General features: G+C 53.4%; 15 protein-coding genes and 1 pseudogene. 11 read left to right on the forward strand and 5 right to left on the reverse strand.

Annotated elements, in window-relative coordinates:
• Window positions 1-17: 17 nt before the first annotated feature.
• The 5 genes and pseudogenes from KNP78_RS15715 to KNP78_RS12320 form a co-directional block, all read right to left on the reverse strand.
• Window positions 18-161 (reverse strand): annotated as a pseudogene (locus KNP78_RS15715) (P-loop nucleotide/nucleoside kinase family protein); the annotation flags it as partial.
• Between the two features lie 9 nt (window positions 162-170).
• Window positions 171-893, reverse strand: coding sequence for a nucleotidyltransferase domain-containing protein (locus KNP78_RS12305; RefSeq protein WP_214797755.1), 723 nt, complete (start codon window positions 891-893; stop codon window positions 171-173).
• Window positions 890-1,411, reverse strand: a complete 522-nt coding sequence (locus KNP78_RS12310; protein WP_214752815.1) for a DNA topology modulation protein — start codon at window positions 1,409-1,411, stop codon at window positions 890-892. The genes KNP78_RS12305 and KNP78_RS12310 overlap by 4 nt, the downstream gene beginning before the upstream one ends.
• A 13-nt stretch (window positions 1,412-1,424) precedes the next feature.
• Window positions 1,425-1,871: a GNAT family N-acetyltransferase gene (locus tag KNP78_RS12315; protein ID WP_214797754.1), complete on the reverse strand. Its 447-nt coding sequence runs from the start codon at window positions 1,869-1,871 to the stop codon at window positions 1,425-1,427.
• A 16-nt stretch (window positions 1,872-1,887) separates the two neighbouring features.
• Entirely contained in the window at window positions 1,888-2,388 is a 501-nt protein-coding gene (locus KNP78_RS12320; RefSeq protein WP_214797753.1) for a hypothetical protein, read from the reverse strand.
• Between the two features lie 140 nt (window positions 2,389-2,528).
• On the opposite strand from KNP78_RS12320, the gene KNP78_RS12325 reads away from it, so the two are divergent.
• The 11 genes from KNP78_RS12325 to KNP78_RS12375 all read left to right on the forward strand — a co-directional run bounded on the left by KNP78_RS12325 (window position 2,529) and on the right by KNP78_RS12375 (window position 15,958).
• Window positions 2,529-3,992 (forward strand): phytoene desaturase family protein, encoded by a 1,464-nt coding sequence (locus tag KNP78_RS12325; protein ID WP_214797752.1) that lies wholly within the window; start codon window positions 2,529-2,531, stop codon window positions 3,990-3,992.
• A gap of 16 nt (window positions 3,993-4,008) precedes the next feature.
• On the forward strand, window positions 4,009-4,437 hold the full coding sequence (locus tag KNP78_RS12330; protein WP_214797751.1) for a GNAT family N-acetyltransferase: 429 nt from the start codon (window positions 4,009-4,011) through the stop codon (window positions 4,435-4,437).
• A gap of 101 nt (window positions 4,438-4,538) precedes the next feature.
• Window positions 4,539-4,970, forward strand: coding sequence for a YlbF/YmcA family competence regulator (locus KNP78_RS12335; protein WP_021067281.1), 432 nt, complete (start codon window positions 4,539-4,541; stop codon window positions 4,968-4,970).
• Between the two features lie 54 nt (window positions 4,971-5,024).
• Entirely contained in the window at window positions 5,025-7,550 is a 2,526-nt protein-coding gene (mutS, locus tag KNP78_RS12340) for a DNA mismatch repair protein MutS (protein ID WP_214797750.1), read from the forward strand.
• 4 nt (window positions 7,551-7,554) lie between these two features.
• Entirely contained in the window at window positions 7,555-9,357 is a 1,803-nt protein-coding gene (mutL, locus tag KNP78_RS12345; protein ID WP_214752822.1) for a DNA mismatch repair endonuclease MutL, read from the forward strand.
• Between the two features lie 163 nt (window positions 9,358-9,520).
• Complete coding sequence (locus tag KNP78_RS12350) at window positions 9,521-10,180, forward strand: 50S ribosomal protein L25/general stress protein Ctc (protein ID WP_034777406.1); 660 nt, start codon at window positions 9,521-9,523, stop codon at window positions 10,178-10,180.
• A 201-nt stretch (window positions 10,181-10,381) separates the two neighbouring features.
• A complete protein-coding gene (locus KNP78_RS12355) occupies window positions 10,382-11,233 on the forward strand; it encodes a formate/nitrite transporter family protein (protein WP_200881482.1) in 852 nt (283 codons plus the stop codon).
• Window positions 11,234-11,423: 190 nt separating this feature from the next.
• On the forward strand, window positions 11,424-13,268 hold the full coding sequence (locus tag KNP78_RS12360) for an anaerobic ribonucleoside triphosphate reductase (RefSeq protein ID WP_214797759.1): 1,845 nt from the start codon (window positions 11,424-11,426) through the stop codon (window positions 13,266-13,268).
• Window positions 13,246-13,701, forward strand: coding sequence for an anaerobic ribonucleoside-triphosphate reductase activating protein (gene nrdG, locus KNP78_RS12365; RefSeq protein WP_214708567.1), 456 nt, complete (start codon window positions 13,246-13,248; stop codon window positions 13,699-13,701). Before KNP78_RS12360 ends, nrdG begins: the two co-directional genes overlap by 23 nt.
• 54 nt (window positions 13,702-13,755) lie before the next feature.
• Window positions 13,756-14,574, forward strand: a complete 819-nt coding sequence (locus KNP78_RS12370; protein WP_214824558.1) for a fumarylacetoacetate hydrolase family protein — start codon at window positions 13,756-13,758, stop codon at window positions 14,572-14,574.
• A gap of 121 nt (window positions 14,575-14,695) precedes the next feature.
• A complete protein-coding gene (locus tag KNP78_RS12375; RefSeq protein ID WP_034777411.1) occupies window positions 14,696-15,958 on the forward strand; it encodes a S1C family serine protease in 1,263 nt (420 codons plus the stop codon).
• Window positions 15,959-15,974 lie beyond the last annotated feature (16 nt).

The following is a 15,974-nucleotide window of genomic DNA, read 5'->3' on the forward strand; positions in this document are numbered from 1 at the left end:
GATTGTAAGCGTATGCATAAGCGGTGTTGTGAAGTCGATTCAAGCAGTGCCGTCTTCGTGACATCGTGATCGACGATGATCGCATCCAGTCGACGAGCGATTTCCCGAGACAGCGTCGATTTGCCGGACCCAGGGAAACCGGACATTTGTAGAAAGAACATAGAGACTCCTCACGTTTCGTTTGATTTCCCCCGGCTGTATCCGGCGAACACCCGGCCGCCGAACGGGGAGAGCGTCTCATCGACGTAACGGATGAGCGCGTCGGGTTCGTTCGTTTGATAATACGCCTCAAGGGCAGTGACGAGTTCTCGGGCTGCTTGCGCATCGTAGCGGTCGAGAGCGCGGTACGTCCATTTGGAAGATCCCGTCCATTGTCGATTCGTGCGCAGGATGAACTCGCAGACCAACGTGGCGAGAGTGCCCGCGATGAATAACCCTTCTGCCCGAGTGGTGCATCCAATCAAATCCTCGAGTGCATCGGTCAGGAAGTATCGCTTCATCTCGATCGTCTCGTCCGACCAAGCCTCGGGTCCGCTGTCGAGCAAGGCTCTCGCTTCACGCTTGATGTCTTCGACGATATTTGTGTCCTTCAAGATGATGCCTTCGGCGACCATTCTCGGCAACGACGGAATGGCACGTCGGCAATCCTGCTCGAAGAACGTCCGATACGACGTCAAGTTATGGGCGAACAGTTCGATGGGCCATCCGGACTCGATGAACGACTCTCGATAAGACGAGCCGAGGGTGTCGTCGAAGATGATGATATCTAAATCCGACGTTGCGGTCGCCTCACCACGGACGACGCTCCCGGCGAGCAGTGCGGCCCGACAGTGGGAGAAACGCGTTGTGACGAACGTCTTCGCTGCTACGATTGGTTCAAGTTTAGGAATCATAGGTGTTGCTCCGTACCGACGCGCGTTATAAAGTCACGAACCTCTGTCCGTGAATGCAATATGATCACTTGTTTGTTATCAGGAAGGGCTTGCAATCGGTTGATCACAATCGGGCGTTGCGATTTCGGATAATCCCACACCCATTTCAAGAACTTCGGGTCAAACCGTTCCTCACAACCTGGGCCCATGTCCGGACGTGTCTTGCCACGATAGGAAAGCATGCGCTTCAAGACGCGATACGTACAAATAATCCTCGGCAAGTCGAGAAAAACAATCGTGTCGGCAGCATGAAGGCGCAAGTCGAGCGTGCCCCCGTAATTGCCGTCGATAATCCATGAATCGCGTCCAATCAATGCGGACTGCGTTTTAATTTGTTCTTGCCGTGTGGCGGGTGACCAATTTGGTTTCCATAGTAAGGCGTCTAAGTGATGGACGTCGATGCCGAGTTGGGTTCCCAACACGCGGGCGAGCGTCGATTTGCCCGAACCGCCTGAGCCGATGAGAAGTATTTTTTGCATCGAATACCACCTTTCAAATGTCAATCTTCATAAATTTACTGACGTCGGTGAAACCGAGTTGTTCATATAGTTGCATCGCCGTTTGATTGTGAGCATACACGTTCAGGCGCACATCAGTATGGCCCATCTGTTTGAACGTATCGAGTGCTTCTCGCATCAATAGTTTGGCATAGCCGTGACCGCGAAACGCGGGCTTGATATACAGGTCGTTCACCCAACCGACCTCTGCACCCGTCAAATAGTCGAATGCTTTATCGATTTGCGTCCAGCCGACGAGCGTCCCACCATCGACGAGACAGAGGAAATAGGCACCAAATTTCGCAGAGTGTTCGTACGCTTCAATCATCTTTTCCCGGCTATCAGCCGAGACGTGATTGGTTGCTTCTTCGCGGTTGACGCCTGCAAGACTATAAATTTCGGTCAGTTGTGATTCGGTTGCTCGTTGAAACGTGAGATTCATATCGATTCCGCCTTTGTTAGGAGTCTGTGGATTCAAGGATACGCCATTTTTCAATGACACCGTCCTCTTCGTATAGGACGCGTACTTCCATCTGGTTCAGTACGAGCCGTTGCTCGGTGGCGAAGAGCACAATCGGATAACCGGTCGATAGCGGTTCGTCCGCTTCGAACACGGGACTGTGCGCCTGCATGGCATAATAGCCGTCCGAACGCGTATTGGCCGCCCCGGCATCGACTTGAATCACCGTCTCGAACCCTTGGAGCCGGAGGATGTAACTATATGTCGTCCGGGCGCCGCGTTCGAGCCGCCATTCCTCGATAATTGCCTCGCGGCCATCGTTCACTTCCTTGAGTAACACTTTTTGTGCCGTGTACTCGCGTTCATACGGAATCATCTCTTGAATATTCACAGCCGTCATCGTGGCGACTTTTTGTGATTCTTCCGATGGCGGGGTGATGAGAATGCCGATAAAAATTAAGATAGGGATGAGCAGATAAATGATGACCCGACTTCGCATATAGTTTCACCTGTCCTTTATCGATTTTTTCGCCATCTTCTGGCAGAACCCTGCCTAAAGCTTGAAATATGTTGCCGAACACGTCGAAACATCTCGGATACAAGGAACCCATGTATGATGAAGTCAGGAGGGGATGAGGAATGAGAATCGGGATTATCGGCGGTGGGATTGCCGGGTTGACGACCGGGGCGTTGGCAAGTCGGATTGGTCATGACGTGACGGTGTTTGAATCATCGCGGGAGTGGGGTGGTTGCGCCGGTAAGTTCGAGCGCGGTGACTACCGGTTTCCGGCCGGGGCGACGCTCGGGATGGGATTTGAACCGGGCGGACTACATGAACGAGTGTTGACGTACTTGGGTGAGTCGATCGACGTTCGGGCGTTAAAGGAAGTGATGCAGATTCATGTGGACGGGAAAACGGTCCGCTATTATCAAGACCCGACTCGTTTTTTACTTGAACTTGAATCGACGTTTCCCGAACTCGCTCCGCGGATTCGTGCCTTCTTGAATGAAGTATGGACCGATTTTGAGACGATTCGTCCTTTGTTTGAGACGCTACCGGCGTTGCCGTTTCGAACGATTCATGACGCATCGGTTGCGATACGTGGTTTTCGACCGACGCAACTACGTGCGTTTCGGAAGTTATACCGGTCGCTCGGTACAACGTTAAAACGGCATCGATTGGACGGGACGGCGTTCGAACGGGTCATCGACGGGATTTTGCTCGATAGTCTTCAGACCGGAGCTCGCGAGGCGAGTCACTTGCTCGCGGCCGTCGCGTTATCGATTTACCACGAAGGGGCATTTTACGTCGATGGCGGCTTGTACACGCTCGCTCACGCCTTGGAGCGCTCGATTCAAAAAGACGGCGGACAAACCCTTCTCGGACGACAAATCGTCAAACTCGAGCGCGTGGCGGACGGTTGGCTCTTGACCGATCGGCGGGGCCGGCTCGACCTCGTCGATGTCGTCGTCTCCGCCATCCCACTCGAGGCGACCGCTCAACTGCTGAGCGGAGATACGTCACGTCAATTCAGCAAGCAGTACGGGCGTCACTTAAAGCGCTCGCAATGGGGAACGTTCAGTCTGTACGTCACGTTACCTGAAGCGATATGCATGAACCGTCCGCTGTTCCAACAAGTGTATAGCGATGACTTACCGTCAGGACACGCCTTCATCTCGATGTCAGCCGCAGATGATTCGCTCCGGACCGAGCGGCCGGAACGGACCGTCACCGTCTCGACCCATATCGATTTGACAGAGTGGCAGGCTTGGAAAGACAAGGTGACGTATGAGAAACTAGAGACAGATTGGACCGAGCGTCTCGTCTCGGTTGTGAGTCGAGCGTTCCCGGACTGGAACGGCGAATCGTCTGTCATGTTGCCCGGGGGACCAGGGGCGTGGGTGAAATATACGAAACGTCCGCACGGCGCGGTCGGTGGTTATGCCCAAACACCGCAACAAGCTTTGTTCCATGCAGCGAGCTACCGGACAACCTTGCCGAACCTGTATGTCTGCGGGGATACAGTATTTCCGGGGGCAGGCACAATCGGGGCGATGACGAGCGGGCTTCATGTCGCTCGAGCGCTCGGTTCGAAGTTATGAGGGGAGACAAGTGGAGATGCATAAAAAACGGTTTGACGAATTGACGACGAAAGAACTCTATGAGTTATTGGCGCTCCGGACCGAAATCTTTGTCGTGGAACAAGATTGCCCATATCAAGAAGTCGATGGGAAAGACGTGGCGGCGGTCCATTACTGGATTGAGGCTGATGGTCGTCCGATCGCGGCGCTACGTGTCCTCGAGGAGGAGTCGCCGGTTGCCATCGGCCGTGTCGTCACGAAATCGACGCATCGGGGACAAGGCCATTCGCGGCGTTTGATGCAAGAAGCCGTGGCTGACTTTGGGGATCGCGATTTGTACTTGCAAGCACAGACATACGTGGAGCCGTTCTATGCGAGCTTCGGGTTCACACGAACGAGCGAGGAGTACTTAGAGGACGGGATTCCTCACGTCGATATGGTTCGGACGGCGACCGTCTCGAAGTGAATCGATGCGGTACCGTTTGCCATAAGTTCGTGGTAGAATGATGAGGAATACTTGCGTGCGTCAAGACGTGCGTTCAATCATAGAGAGCAAAGGGGTTTACGATGGTGACTGATCAAACTGTGATTCAAAAAGCGAGAGAATTAGCCGACTTATTGGCGAGCACGCCGGAAGTGGCCCGCTTCAAAGAAGCGGAAACGAAAGTGAACGAAAGTGAACGCGTTCAAACGTTGATTAAACGTATCAAATACTTACAAAAAGAAGCCGTCAACTGCAAGCACTACGGGAAGACGGAAGCACTCGCCAAAGTCGAGCTGAAAATCGACAAGGCGATGGACGAACTCGATTCGATCCCGGTTGTCCAGGCGTTTCAGGAGACGCAAGTCGAAGTGAACGATTTGCTTCAATACGTGACGGTCACACTCGCCAACTCGGTGACAGATCGCATTATCGAGTCGACGGACGGTGACGTTCTCGCCGGTAAAACAGGAAGCGGTATGGCAGCGGAGAAATCACGCGGCGGCTGCGGATACTAACAAACAGACAGCTGGCCTTTGGTCAGCTGTTCTAATTTCTAGAGGTGAACACGAATGGAAACGATACATCAAACCCCGATGATGAAACAATACTTTTCAATCAAGGCCGATTATCCAGACGCCTTTCTCTTCTACCGGCTCGGTGACTTTTACGAGCTGTTCTTTGAAGATGCCCAAATCGTTGCCAAAGAACTTGAGTTGACATTGACCGCGAAAAACGGGAAGAACGCTGAGCACCCGATTCCAATGTGTGGCGTACCACATCACTCGGCCGCTATCTACATTGAACAACTGATCGAAAAAGGATTCAACGTGGCCATCTGTGAACAGATGGAAGATCCGAAAGCGACGAAAGGGCTCGTCAAACGTGAAGTCATCCAAGTCATCACGCCGGGTACATACATGGCTGCACTCGGTGAAAAAGAGAACCGGTATTTACTATCGGTCGTGAACGTAGCAGGCCGTTTCGGGATTGCCCGCGGCGATGTGACGACAGGTGAGTCATGGTTAACGACGTTGTCATCGCAAGAAGCTGTGGCCCGAGAAGTGGAAGGGCTAGCGCCGAGTGAGATTATTGTTGCCGACGACGAATTAAGAAAACAACTCGCTCCGCTAGGCATCCCGTTGTCGGTGCAGACAGAGCGGCTAGCGAGCCCGTTGTCGAGCGGAGCGAAAGACGAGGCGCAAGTGAGCGCGTTTGAATTGCTGTTCGCTTATTTGACGCGCACGCAAAAACGCGCCCTCGATCATCTCCAACCGGCCGTCGCCTATGAAGTCGAGGCCCATATGCAACTCGATGCCAACACGGCCCGGAACTTGGAATTGTTTCGGTCAGCCCGGTCCGGTGAACGGAAAGGGTCGCTTCTCGCCTTGCTTGATGAGACGACGACGGCGATGGGGGGACGGTTGCTGAAACGTTGGCTCGAACAGCCGCTCTATACCGAGCAGGCGATTCGGGACCGACAAGATGCGGTCGAGAACTTGGTCGATGACTTCATGCTTCGTGACCAGTTGCGTGAACAGTTACGTCACGTCTACGATATCGAACGGCTCGTCGCCAAAGTCGGTTACGGGACGGCCAACGCCCGTGACCTCGTCCAACTCCGGAACACACTCGAGCGCATCCCGGCGGTGCGGGCCTTGCTCGAAGGCGTCACGGCCTCACGGCTTCGTCAAATCGATGATACGCTCGACACATTCGACGACTTGGCCAACATGCTCCAGGCAGCGCTTGTCGAGGCGCCACCGATCTCGATTAAAGAAGGTGGGATGATTCGTGCCGGCTATTCGGCCGAACTCGACGAACTGCTCGAGGCGAAAGCGAACGGAAAGACATGGATTGCCAATCTCGAGCAACAAGAGCGGCTCGCGACCGGCATCAAGTCGCTGAAAATCGGCTATAATCGTGTCTTCGGCTATTACTTAGAAGTGACGAAAGCGAACGCCCGCCTGCTCGAAGAGGGACGTTACGAACGGAAACAGACGCTGACGAACGCCGAGCGTTACGTCACACCCGAGTTAAAAGAGAAAGAAGCGCTCATTCTCGGGGCTGAAGAGAAGAGTTGTACGCTCGAGTATGATTTATTCGTCGCCTTGCGTGACCAAGTCAAGCAAGAGACGAAACCGCTCCAACAACTGGCGCGCTCGCTCAGTGAGCTTGACGTCTTGCTCGCGCTCGCCATCGTCGCCGAAAAACGTGACTATGTCCGGCCGACGACGTCGACGAACGTCCAAATCGATCGTGGCCGCCATCCGGTCATCGAGACGGTGCTACCACGCGGTGAATACGTCGCCAACGATTTGACGCTCGACGACACGCGGCGCATGCTCTTAATCACCGGACCGAACATGTCCGGTAAATCGACGTATATGCGTCAATTCGCCTTGATCGCCATCTTGCATCAAATCGGGTCGTTCGTGCCGGCTGAAGCGGCTGAGATTCCATTGTTTGATCGAATCTTTACCCGCATCGGTGCGGCCGATGACTTGGTGAGCGGCCAGTCGACGTTCATGGTCGAGATGACGGAGACACGCCAAGCGGTGACAGAGGCGACCGAACACAGCCTCATCTTGCTCGATGAGATCGGTCGGGGGACGTCGACGTATGACGGCATGGCGCTCGCCCAGGCTATCGTCGAATACATCGCTTCGACAATTGGAGCGAAGACGTTGTTCTCGACCCACTATCACGAGCTGACCGTGCTCGAAGACACGATCCCTGCTCTTGAGAACGTGCACGTCCGCGCCATCGAGCGAGACGGGCGTGTCGTGTTTCTACATGAAGTACATCCGGGGCGGGCCGATAAGTCGTACGGGATTCATGTCGCCGAGCTCGCTGAATTGCCCCGTGATTTGATTGAACGGGCGCGGACCATCTTGTCTCAACTTGAGACGGACTCGAAACCGGAACGGGCAGCTGTTGAAAATCCGGGAACGGCAGAACCCGTGGCCCAACTATCGCTCTTTGAGGCGGAAGACGAGATTAAACGACAATTGCTCGAACTCGATTTGTTGGCGATGAACCCGATCGAGGCGATGCAAGCGCTCTATGCGCTCCAACAATCCGCGAAGAAGGGGTGAGTCGATGGGAATCATTCAAGAGTTACCGGAACAACTGGCCAACCGAATCGCGGCTGGCGAAGTCGTCGAGCGACCGGCCTCGGTCGTGAAAGAGCTCGTCGAGAACGCGATTGACGCCGGCGCCACCAAAATCGAAGTCGATTTGGAGGAAGCGGGCATCCGTCTCATTAAAGTCCGCGATAACGGGCACGGGTTTTATGAAGAGGACGCCCCGCGCGCCTTTTTACGTCATGCGACGAGTAAGATTCGGGACGAGCACGACTTGTTCCGGATTCGCACGCTCGGCTTTCGTGGGGAGGCGCTCGCCTCGATTGCTTCGGTTAGCCATGTGACGCTGAAGTCACGCCGGGCCGAGGAAGACGGGTTCGAGATGACGCTTCAAGGCGGCGTTGTCACGGCGCAAACACCGGCCGCGGCGAACGTCGGGACGGAGATAGCCGTCAGTCAATTGTTCTATAATACACCAGCCCGATTGAAGTATTTGAAAACGTCCGCGACGGAACTGGCGAGCATCACCGACACGTTGAACCGGATTGCCTTGTCCCACCCGGAAGTGCGCCTCACGGCGTTCCATGAAGACAAGGAACTACTTAGGACGAGCGGGAACGGAGACATCAAACAAGTCATGCTCGCCATCTATGGCCGACAAGTCGCGGCCCAAATTGTCACGGCGTCGAGTAAGACGAACGACTATAGTTTGAGCGCCCATCTCGTCCGTCCGGAAGTGACGCGTTCGAACAAGCAGTACGTGACACTCATTTTGAACGGGCGAAGCATTAAAAACTTCGCTTTGACCCAAAGTGTGCTCGAAGGCTACCACACGCTGCTACCGATTGGTCGTTATCCGATCGCTGTCCTCGAAGTGAACATGGACCCGATGCTGATCGATGTCAACGTCCATCCGACGAAACGAGAAGTTCGGCTTTCAAAAGAGAAAGAGCTCTGTCAATTGATTCGCGAGACGGTCCAACTGACACTCCGGGAACAGCGTTTAATCCCGTCGGTCAAACCGAAAGAGCGACCGGTCAATCGGACCGAACAAGAGCGACTTGATTTCACGGTTGAACGGGCGCCGGTCACGGATGAAGCGCCGACGTGGAACTATCCAATTCCACGTGAGCCTGTCACGTCACCGAGTCGATGGTCGCCGACCCCGCTCGTCAATGAAGCGCCTGAGCCGATAGAGTCGACGGTCGAATCGGAAACAATCGAGACGAAAGGAGAGCGGTTGCCGCCGCTCGACGTCATCGGTCAATTGCATGCGAGTTATATCGTCTGTGGTGCCGAGGACGGGATGTACGTCATTGACCAACACGCGGCCCAGGAACGAATCAAATATGAGTTGTTTTACGAGCAGCTCGGGAATCCTGACAAGGAATACCAGTTGTTGCTGCTTCCGCTCACGCTCGAGTTCACGCAAGAAGAGGCGCTCGCGATTGAAGAAGTCACTCCGCTTTTAAAAGAAGCAGGTCTAGAATTGGAGCCGTTCGGCGGCAACACGTTCCTCGTTAGAGAGATTCCGACGTGGTACCCGCAACACGATTTAGAAGGAACGGTCCGTGATTTGATAGAGATGGCGATCCGGGATCGCTCCATTGACATCGCTAAATATCGGGAAGATGCGTCGATTTTGATGGCATGCAAACGGTCGATTAAAGCGAACCATCCGTTGAACCACGAGATGATGCGGCAATTGCTTCACGATTTGAATCAGACGACGTCTCCGTACACGTGTCCGCACGGACGTCCGATTTTAGTGAAGTGGAGCACGTACGAGCTCGAGAAGCTATTTAAACGCGTTATGTGACACGCCTGTAATCTTTTCTTAACCTCCTGTTACGTTTATGGATAGGTGGCTATGGGAACAATATACACATGTCACTCAACGCATCGAGGTTGAGAGGTGGCTTTTTCACTGCCTCACCCTCAAGATGTAGACATGATCGATAAACCAGTAGGGGGAAAAGATTATGGCAGACACGCTTAAAGTAACGAAACGAGAATTACGACCACGTTCGGTCCGCGCTAACTTGCGTAAAGAAGGAAAAGTGTTAGGTGTCGTTTACGGCTACAAAGTTGAAAGCACACCGGTCGCATTCGAAGAGATGGCACTTCGTAAGATTCTTCGTGAACACGGCGACAACGCTTTGATCGAACTCAATATCGATGGTAAGAAAGTGAACACACTCGTTCACGGGACAGAAGTCGACCCATTTACGAACGAATACAAGCACGTCGAATTTATGGCAGTGAAGATGGACGAAGCGACAGAAGTCGAAGCGGACGTCACACTTGTCGGCGACGCGAAAGGCGTCAAAGAAGGCGGCTACCTGGCACAGACGCTCTATAAAGTAACGGTCTCGGCAACACCAGCCAACATTCCGGAGCGTATCGAGCTTGATGTTTCTGAACTCGGCATCGGTGACTCGCTCACTGTCGCTGATATTCCAGAGAACAAAGATTACGAAATCGTATCTGAGGGTGATCTTCAAATCGCATCGGTGAATGAACCGGTGGCGGTCGAAGACCTTGAAGCTGATACAGCGACAGAAGGCGAAGTTGAAGCGACTGAAGAGGCGTCAGAAACTTCAACGGAAGAGTCGGAAGAGGCTTCTGAAAACAAAGAATAATCATTTCGAACGGCCCTTTGCGAAGGGTCGTTTTTTTCTAGTCACAAATCCGACAAATGTAAACGATTACGATGTGAAAAATGTGTCAACATGTGGAAGGGGCGATTGCAATTTATTCGTTTCGGGCTTATATTGTTAATGATTTCACATGTTCGTTCTTATTATAATGGTTTCATTCAAACAGAAAGAAGGGTTTGTGACATGGCATCAATGGAAATCCATGCACTCGAATCGTTGCGGAAGAAAGCACAGGCATCTTCGCAAATGATTCATTATCGGCCAATGGAGTACTTTTTACGAGCAATGCTCGCGGGGATCTTTATCGGATTCGCTTCAATTTTCACACTGAAAGTCGTCAACGGAATGTATTTGATCGATTCTCCGTTCACAACGCTCATCGGAGGATTCTCATTCGGGATCGCCCTCGTCATGATCATCTATGGCGGAGCCGAACTGTTCACCGGGAATACAATGTACTTCACAACCTCGACGATGCGGGGGTACACGACGCTCAGCGACACGATGCTCGTCTGGTTGCTCTGCTTTGTCGGGAATGCGCTCGGTGGCGTTTTGTTCGCCTTGCTGCTCGCTCCTACCGGTGTCATCCAAGAACTTGGAATGGACAACTGGCTGTTCTCGGTCGTCGAAAGCAAGATGCACCACACGACGGTCGAAATTTTCTTCCGCGCGATCTTCTGCAACTGGATGGTCTGTCTTGCCATCTTCTTGCCGAAGCAAATGAAAAACGAGTTCGCCCAAATCTTCTCGATGATCTTCCTCGTCGCCGTTTTCTTCGCCTCAGGATTTGATCACGTCATCGCCAACTTCGTCTTGTTCGCCCTCACGCTCGTCGTCCCGCATCCTGAGGCGATCAGCTTTGCCGGCGCGATCCACAACTTGATCCCAGCCACGTTCGGGAATATCATCGGTGGCGCGTTGTTCATGGGTGCGATCTATACGTGGTTAAACGCGAAAGGCTTGCGTGAAGCCCAAGAATCGGAAGCAACGGAAGAAGTCGAATTGAAAATTGTGAAACCTGCCAAAGAAGTATGAGGTAGCTCACGACAACGAGCAGTCGAGTCCACGTCAGTGGCTCGACTGTTTTTGCGTTTTTATCACAAGCATTGATCACAATTTCGACTTCACATCTCAATAGCAAAACATGACATAATCTATATATGGAACTTAAGTGAGTAATTAACTCGCTTGCAATCAATATATAGTGAGGTGATGCGGAGTGAATATGCTCCAGCTTTATGAAGATGTCTGTGTTCTCCCAGATCAGGACCTCGTACAAGAGAACGCCAACGTCGACGGGAAATCACCACTTGGAAAATTGGCACGATTATCCTCAGAAGTATCAAAACAATTGTCGACGACATATCTATTATCAGAACGGTCACGTCAAGCCGTCGAGGATAATTTTTTGTATATCCATGACGCCGACTACTACGTGACAGGATCGACGACGTGTTGTCAAATCCCACTCGGTGAGCTACTCACGAACGGATTTCATACCGGGCACGGGACGATTCGACCGCCCCAGGATATCCGCTCGGCGATGGCGCTCGCTTCGATTATTCTTCAAGCGAACCAAAACATGCAGCATGGCGGTCAAGCTTTCCCGATGTTTGATGTCGACCTCGCACCGTATGTCGAAAAGACGTATGAACGTCAGCTCGAGCGGCTCAAAAAGCTACCAGTCGAATGGACGACCGAGCAACTCTTTGAAACTGCCGAGTCTGAAACAATCGCGGCGACGTATCAAGCGTGTGAGGCGTTTATCCACAACGCCAACTCGATGCACTCACGTGGTGGCGGACAAGTACCGTTCGTTTCCATCAATTACGGCACCGACACGAGCCGGTGGGGACGCGTATTCATTCGAGAGTTGCTGCGTGCGACCGAGCGAGGGCTCGGTAACGGGGAGACGCCGATTTTCCCGATTCAAATCTTTAAAGTGAAAGAAGGGGTCAACTTCCATGAGGACGATCCGAACGTCGACTTGTTCCGTCTCGCCTGTCGTGTGACGGGCAAGCGGTTATTCCCGAACTTCTCGTTCGTCGATGCTCCGTTCAACCTTCAATACTACGACGGGACGCACGGCTCGGAAGTCGCCTACATGGGTTGTCGGACACGGGTGATGGGGAATCGGCATGGTGCCGAGACGTCGATTGGACGAGGCAACTTATCATTTTCGACGTTGAACTTGGTCAAAATGGCACTCGTCTCCTCGGATATCCATACTTTTTATAAGACGCTCGACGCTTACGTCGACGTCGCCATCGATCAATTGCTCGAACGATTCGACTATCAAGCGAAGCGGCACGCCGACGAATTTCGGTTTCTCTATGCCCAACACGTCTGGCGGGGGGGAGAGAGACTCGGTCCAGAAGACGATCTTCGCGAGGTACTGAAGCAAGGGACGCTCTCGGTTGGATTTATCGGTCTCGCCGAAGCGCTTCGTGTGCTCACAGGTGGCACGCATGCCGAGTCACGAGAGGCGGAACGGCTTGGGCTCGATATCGTCACTCATTTACGTGATCGAATGAAGCAGGCATCGGAACGATACGATTTGAACTTTTCTCTCTTGGCGACCCCGGCCGAAGGATTGTCGGGTAAATTTGTGACGAGAGATCAGCAATCGTTTGGGATGATCGAAGGTGTGACCGACCGCGCCTTTTATACGAACTCGTTTCATGTGCCCGTGTATCAATCGGTCTCGATTCGCGATAAAGTCCGTCTCGAAGCGCCTTACCACGCGCTCTGTGATGCGGGTCATATCACGTATGTCGAAGTCGACGGATCGCTCGCCCATAATGCGGAAGCGGTCGAAGCGATCGTCCGGCTCATGCGGACCGAGAACGTCGGCTACGGGTCGATCAACCATCCGGTCGACCGTTGTGGCAACTGCGGCCTTGAAGGGATCATCGACGAAGCGTGCCCGACATGTGGCGAGCATGAACGAATTGAACGGATCCGTCGCATCACCGGCTACTTGGTCGGGACGATGGACCGGTGGAATTCGGCAAAACGAGAAGAAGAACGAGCGAGGGTGAAGCATCATGCGCGTCCTATCCGTACTTGAAGAATCGGTCGTCGACGGTCCAGGCATTCGCACGGTCATCTTTACGGCAGGCTGCCCGCACCGTTGCCCTGGGTGTCATAATCCAGAATCTTGGAATCCACGTGGGGGACAAGACGTCTCGGTCGCGGACTTACTCGCTCAAATCGAACAATCAGGCTGGGACGGGGTGACGATTTCTGGCGGGGAACCATTTCTGCAACCGGAAGAATTGGCCCGGCTCGTCGACGGATGTAAGGTCCTTCAGAAAAACGTTTGGGTGTATACGGGCTATACGCTCGAACAGTTGCAAGCCATGCACGACGAATTCGTCACAAGCGTGCTCGACCGTGCCGATGTGCTCGTCGATGGGCGTTTCGAACAGCCGCTCATGGACCGGTCGCTCCGGTTTCGGGGATCGAGCAACCAGCGGATTATTTTCTTAAACAAAGCGTAATCGGGGCCGTCGCGTCCCGATTTTTTGTATACTAGCAAAGAAGGGGGAATTTTGATGAAATGGTGTAGTTTTCAAGTTGAAGGAGAGCAAAGGGTCGGTGTCGTGGCAGGAGAGTTCGTCTATGACGTCAGTGACCAATTACATACGACTTCGCTGTTAGAAGTCATCGCGCGTGAGTTTGAACCGGATGTCGATCTAGATGTCGCGCCAAGGCTGGCGCTTCAAGACGTCACGTTCGTCGCACCGTATCGTCCGCTCAAAAATGTCATCTGTATCGGGAAAAATTACGAAGAACATGTGAAAGAGATGGATACGGCGGGGGCCGGTAAGCTCGTCATCTTCACGAAAGCGCCAACCTCGGTCGTCGGCCCAGAGGCTGTCGTCGAACGTCACCCCGAATTGACCGATCAGCTCGACTATGAAGGCGAACTCGCCGTCATCATCGGAAAATCAGGCCGGGATATTGACGACGTCGATGCCCATATTTTTGGTTACACGATTCTGAACGACATCACGGCCAGGGATGTGCAAAAACAACACGTCCAGTTTTTCCGCGGCAAATCGTTCGATACGTTCTGTCCGATGGGGCCGTATATCGTCACACCGGATGAGCTCTCGTTCCCACTCATGATTCAAACGGTCGTCAATGGCGAGACACGTCAAGATGGGTCGACGGCGGATATGATTCGCCCGATCGAAGAGTTAATTCGGACTTTGTCAAAGGGCATGACACTTGAAGCAGGAGACATCATCGCAACCGGCACACCGGCCGGGGTCGGCCACGGCATGAAGCCGCCCGTCTATCTCCAATCAGGAGACAAGGTCGAAGTGAGCATCACGGGACTCGGGACGCTCCGTAACGTCATCGTCTGACCCAATTGACGCAAATTGTGAAGAATCTTGTAATCGATGCTTCATTTCCGCAAAACGATGACTATGCCTCTTATACTAAGGGTAGAACAAAGAGGAAACATCATATAGGAGATGATTACACATGGAACGCAATGATCGTCCAACAGAATCAAATGAACAAAATCACCGCGAGGATTGGCTCGATACCGAGCTCGGCTCGTCAGAACAACGACAAGAACCGTCGCGCGCAGAGCAACCGGCCCGACCATCGTTCGTCGGCCGGATGTTCCCTGGGTTTGTCGGCGGCGTGATTGGTGCCGTCTTGACTGGCGCCATCGCTTTTCCGTTCATCGATCAAGTGCCGACAAATGTGTCTGATACGAACGTGACGTCGGAAGGGTCGCCGGTCCAGACGACGTCTACGACAACGGACAGCTCGGTTACCGATGCGGTCGCGACCGCACAGCCTGCTGTCGTGACGGTGAACAATTTCGCGTCAAACGGTTTTTCAAGTGAAGCTGTCGAAGCCGGGGTCGGCTCGGGTGTCATCTATAAGAAAGACGGCGACTCGGCTTACATCGTCACGAACCATCACGTCGTCAACGGTGCTGACCGTTTGACCGTGACATTCAATGACGGATCGACAGCGGACGCCAAATTGATGGGTAGCGACGCCACGTATGACTTGGCCGTGCTCGAAGTCGATGCGGACAAAGTCTCGTCCGTCATCTCGATTGGAAAGTCGAGCGAGTTGAAACCGGGGCAAACCGTCGTCGCCATCGGGAACCCGCTCGGGCAGTTTGAGAACTCGGTCACACGCGGCGTCGTCTCGTCGACGTCACGTCTCGTCCCGGTCGATACGGATGAGAACGGACAAGCCGACTTCAACGCCGAAGTCATTCAGACGGACGCGGCCATCAACCCGGGTAACTCCGGTGGCGCGTTAATCAACGAATCAGGACAATTGATTGGGATCAACTCGATGAAAATCGCGACCGACTCGGTCGAAGGGGTCGGCTTCTCCATCCCGGTCGATATCGCTTTGCCGCTCATCAATCAAATCGAGCAGACGGGCGAAGTGAATCATCCGTCGCTCGGTGTGTCGCTCCGAGACGTGTCTGAGTTCCCACCGGGGTACTTGACCGAGCAAATCAATTTGCCGGAGTCGGTGACGTCGGGCACGATCATCGTTGAAGTGCAAGCGAACAGTTCGGCTGCACGGGCAGGACTTGAGGCACGCGATGTCATCGTGAAAATCAACGACCAGGCTGTCTCATCGTTCATCGACCTGCGGAGTGAACTGATTCGAGACACGGACGGGACCGTCACAATCGAATACGTTCGTGACGGTAAGACCGAAACGGTCGATGTCGAGATTCAAAACGCAAATGGAGACGCACTGTAAAGATGGGCACGCAGCC

The organism is Exiguobacterium sp. s28 (assembly GCF_018618135.1).
In the GTDB taxonomy this organism is placed as follows: Bacteria; Bacillota; Bacilli; order Exiguobacteriales; family Exiguobacteriaceae; genus Exiguobacterium; species Exiguobacterium mexicanum_A.

What these genes read in the sequence shown, in the direction of transcription:
- KNP78_RS12305 (WP_214797755.1), bottom strand. Translation starts at nt 893, where the DNA reads ATGATTCCTAAACTTGAACCAATCGTAGCAGCGAAGACGTTCGTCACA.
- mutL (WP_214752822.1), top strand. Translation starts at nt 7,555, where the DNA reads ATGGGAATCATTCAAGAGTTACCGGAACAACTGGCCAACCGAATCGCG.
- mutS (WP_214797750.1), top strand. Translation starts at nt 5,025, where the DNA reads ATGGAAACGATACATCAAACCCCGATGATGAAACAATACTTTTCAATC.
- KNP78_RS12310 (WP_214752815.1), bottom strand. Translation starts at nt 1,411, where the DNA reads ATGCAAAAAATACTTCTCATCGGCTCAGGCGGTTCGGGCAAATCGACG.
- nrdG (WP_214708567.1), top strand. Translation starts at nt 13,246, where the DNA reads ATGCGCGTCCTATCCGTACTTGAAGAATCGGTCGTCGACGGTCCAGGC.
- KNP78_RS12320 (WP_214797753.1), bottom strand. Translation starts at nt 2,388, where the DNA reads ATGCGAAGTCGGGTCATCATTTATCTGCTCATCCCTATCTTAATTTTT.
- KNP78_RS12370 (WP_214824558.1), top strand. Translation starts at nt 13,756, where the DNA reads ATGAAATGGTGTAGTTTTCAAGTTGAAGGAGAGCAAAGGGTCGGTGTC.
- KNP78_RS12375 (WP_034777411.1), top strand. Translation starts at nt 14,696, where the DNA reads ATGGAACGCAATGATCGTCCAACAGAATCAAATGAACAAAATCACCGC.
- KNP78_RS12315 (WP_214797754.1), bottom strand. Translation starts at nt 1,871, where the DNA reads ATGAATCTCACGTTTCAACGAGCAACCGAATCACAACTGACCGAAATT.
- KNP78_RS12355 (WP_200881482.1), top strand. Translation starts at nt 10,382, where the DNA reads ATGGCATCAATGGAAATCCATGCACTCGAATCGTTGCGGAAGAAAGCA.
- KNP78_RS12335 (WP_021067281.1), top strand. Translation starts at nt 4,539, where the DNA reads ATGGTGACTGATCAAACTGTGATTCAAAAAGCGAGAGAATTAGCCGAC.
- KNP78_RS12360 (WP_214797759.1), top strand. Translation starts at nt 11,424, where the DNA reads ATGCTCCAGCTTTATGAAGATGTCTGTGTTCTCCCAGATCAGGACCTC.
- KNP78_RS12325 (WP_214797752.1), top strand. Translation starts at nt 2,529, where the DNA reads ATGAGAATCGGGATTATCGGCGGTGGGATTGCCGGGTTGACGACCGGG.
- KNP78_RS12330 (WP_214797751.1), top strand. Translation starts at nt 4,009, where the DNA reads ATGCATAAAAAACGGTTTGACGAATTGACGACGAAAGAACTCTATGAG.
- KNP78_RS12350 (WP_034777406.1), top strand. Translation starts at nt 9,521, where the DNA reads ATGGCAGACACGCTTAAAGTAACGAAACGAGAATTACGACCACGTTCG.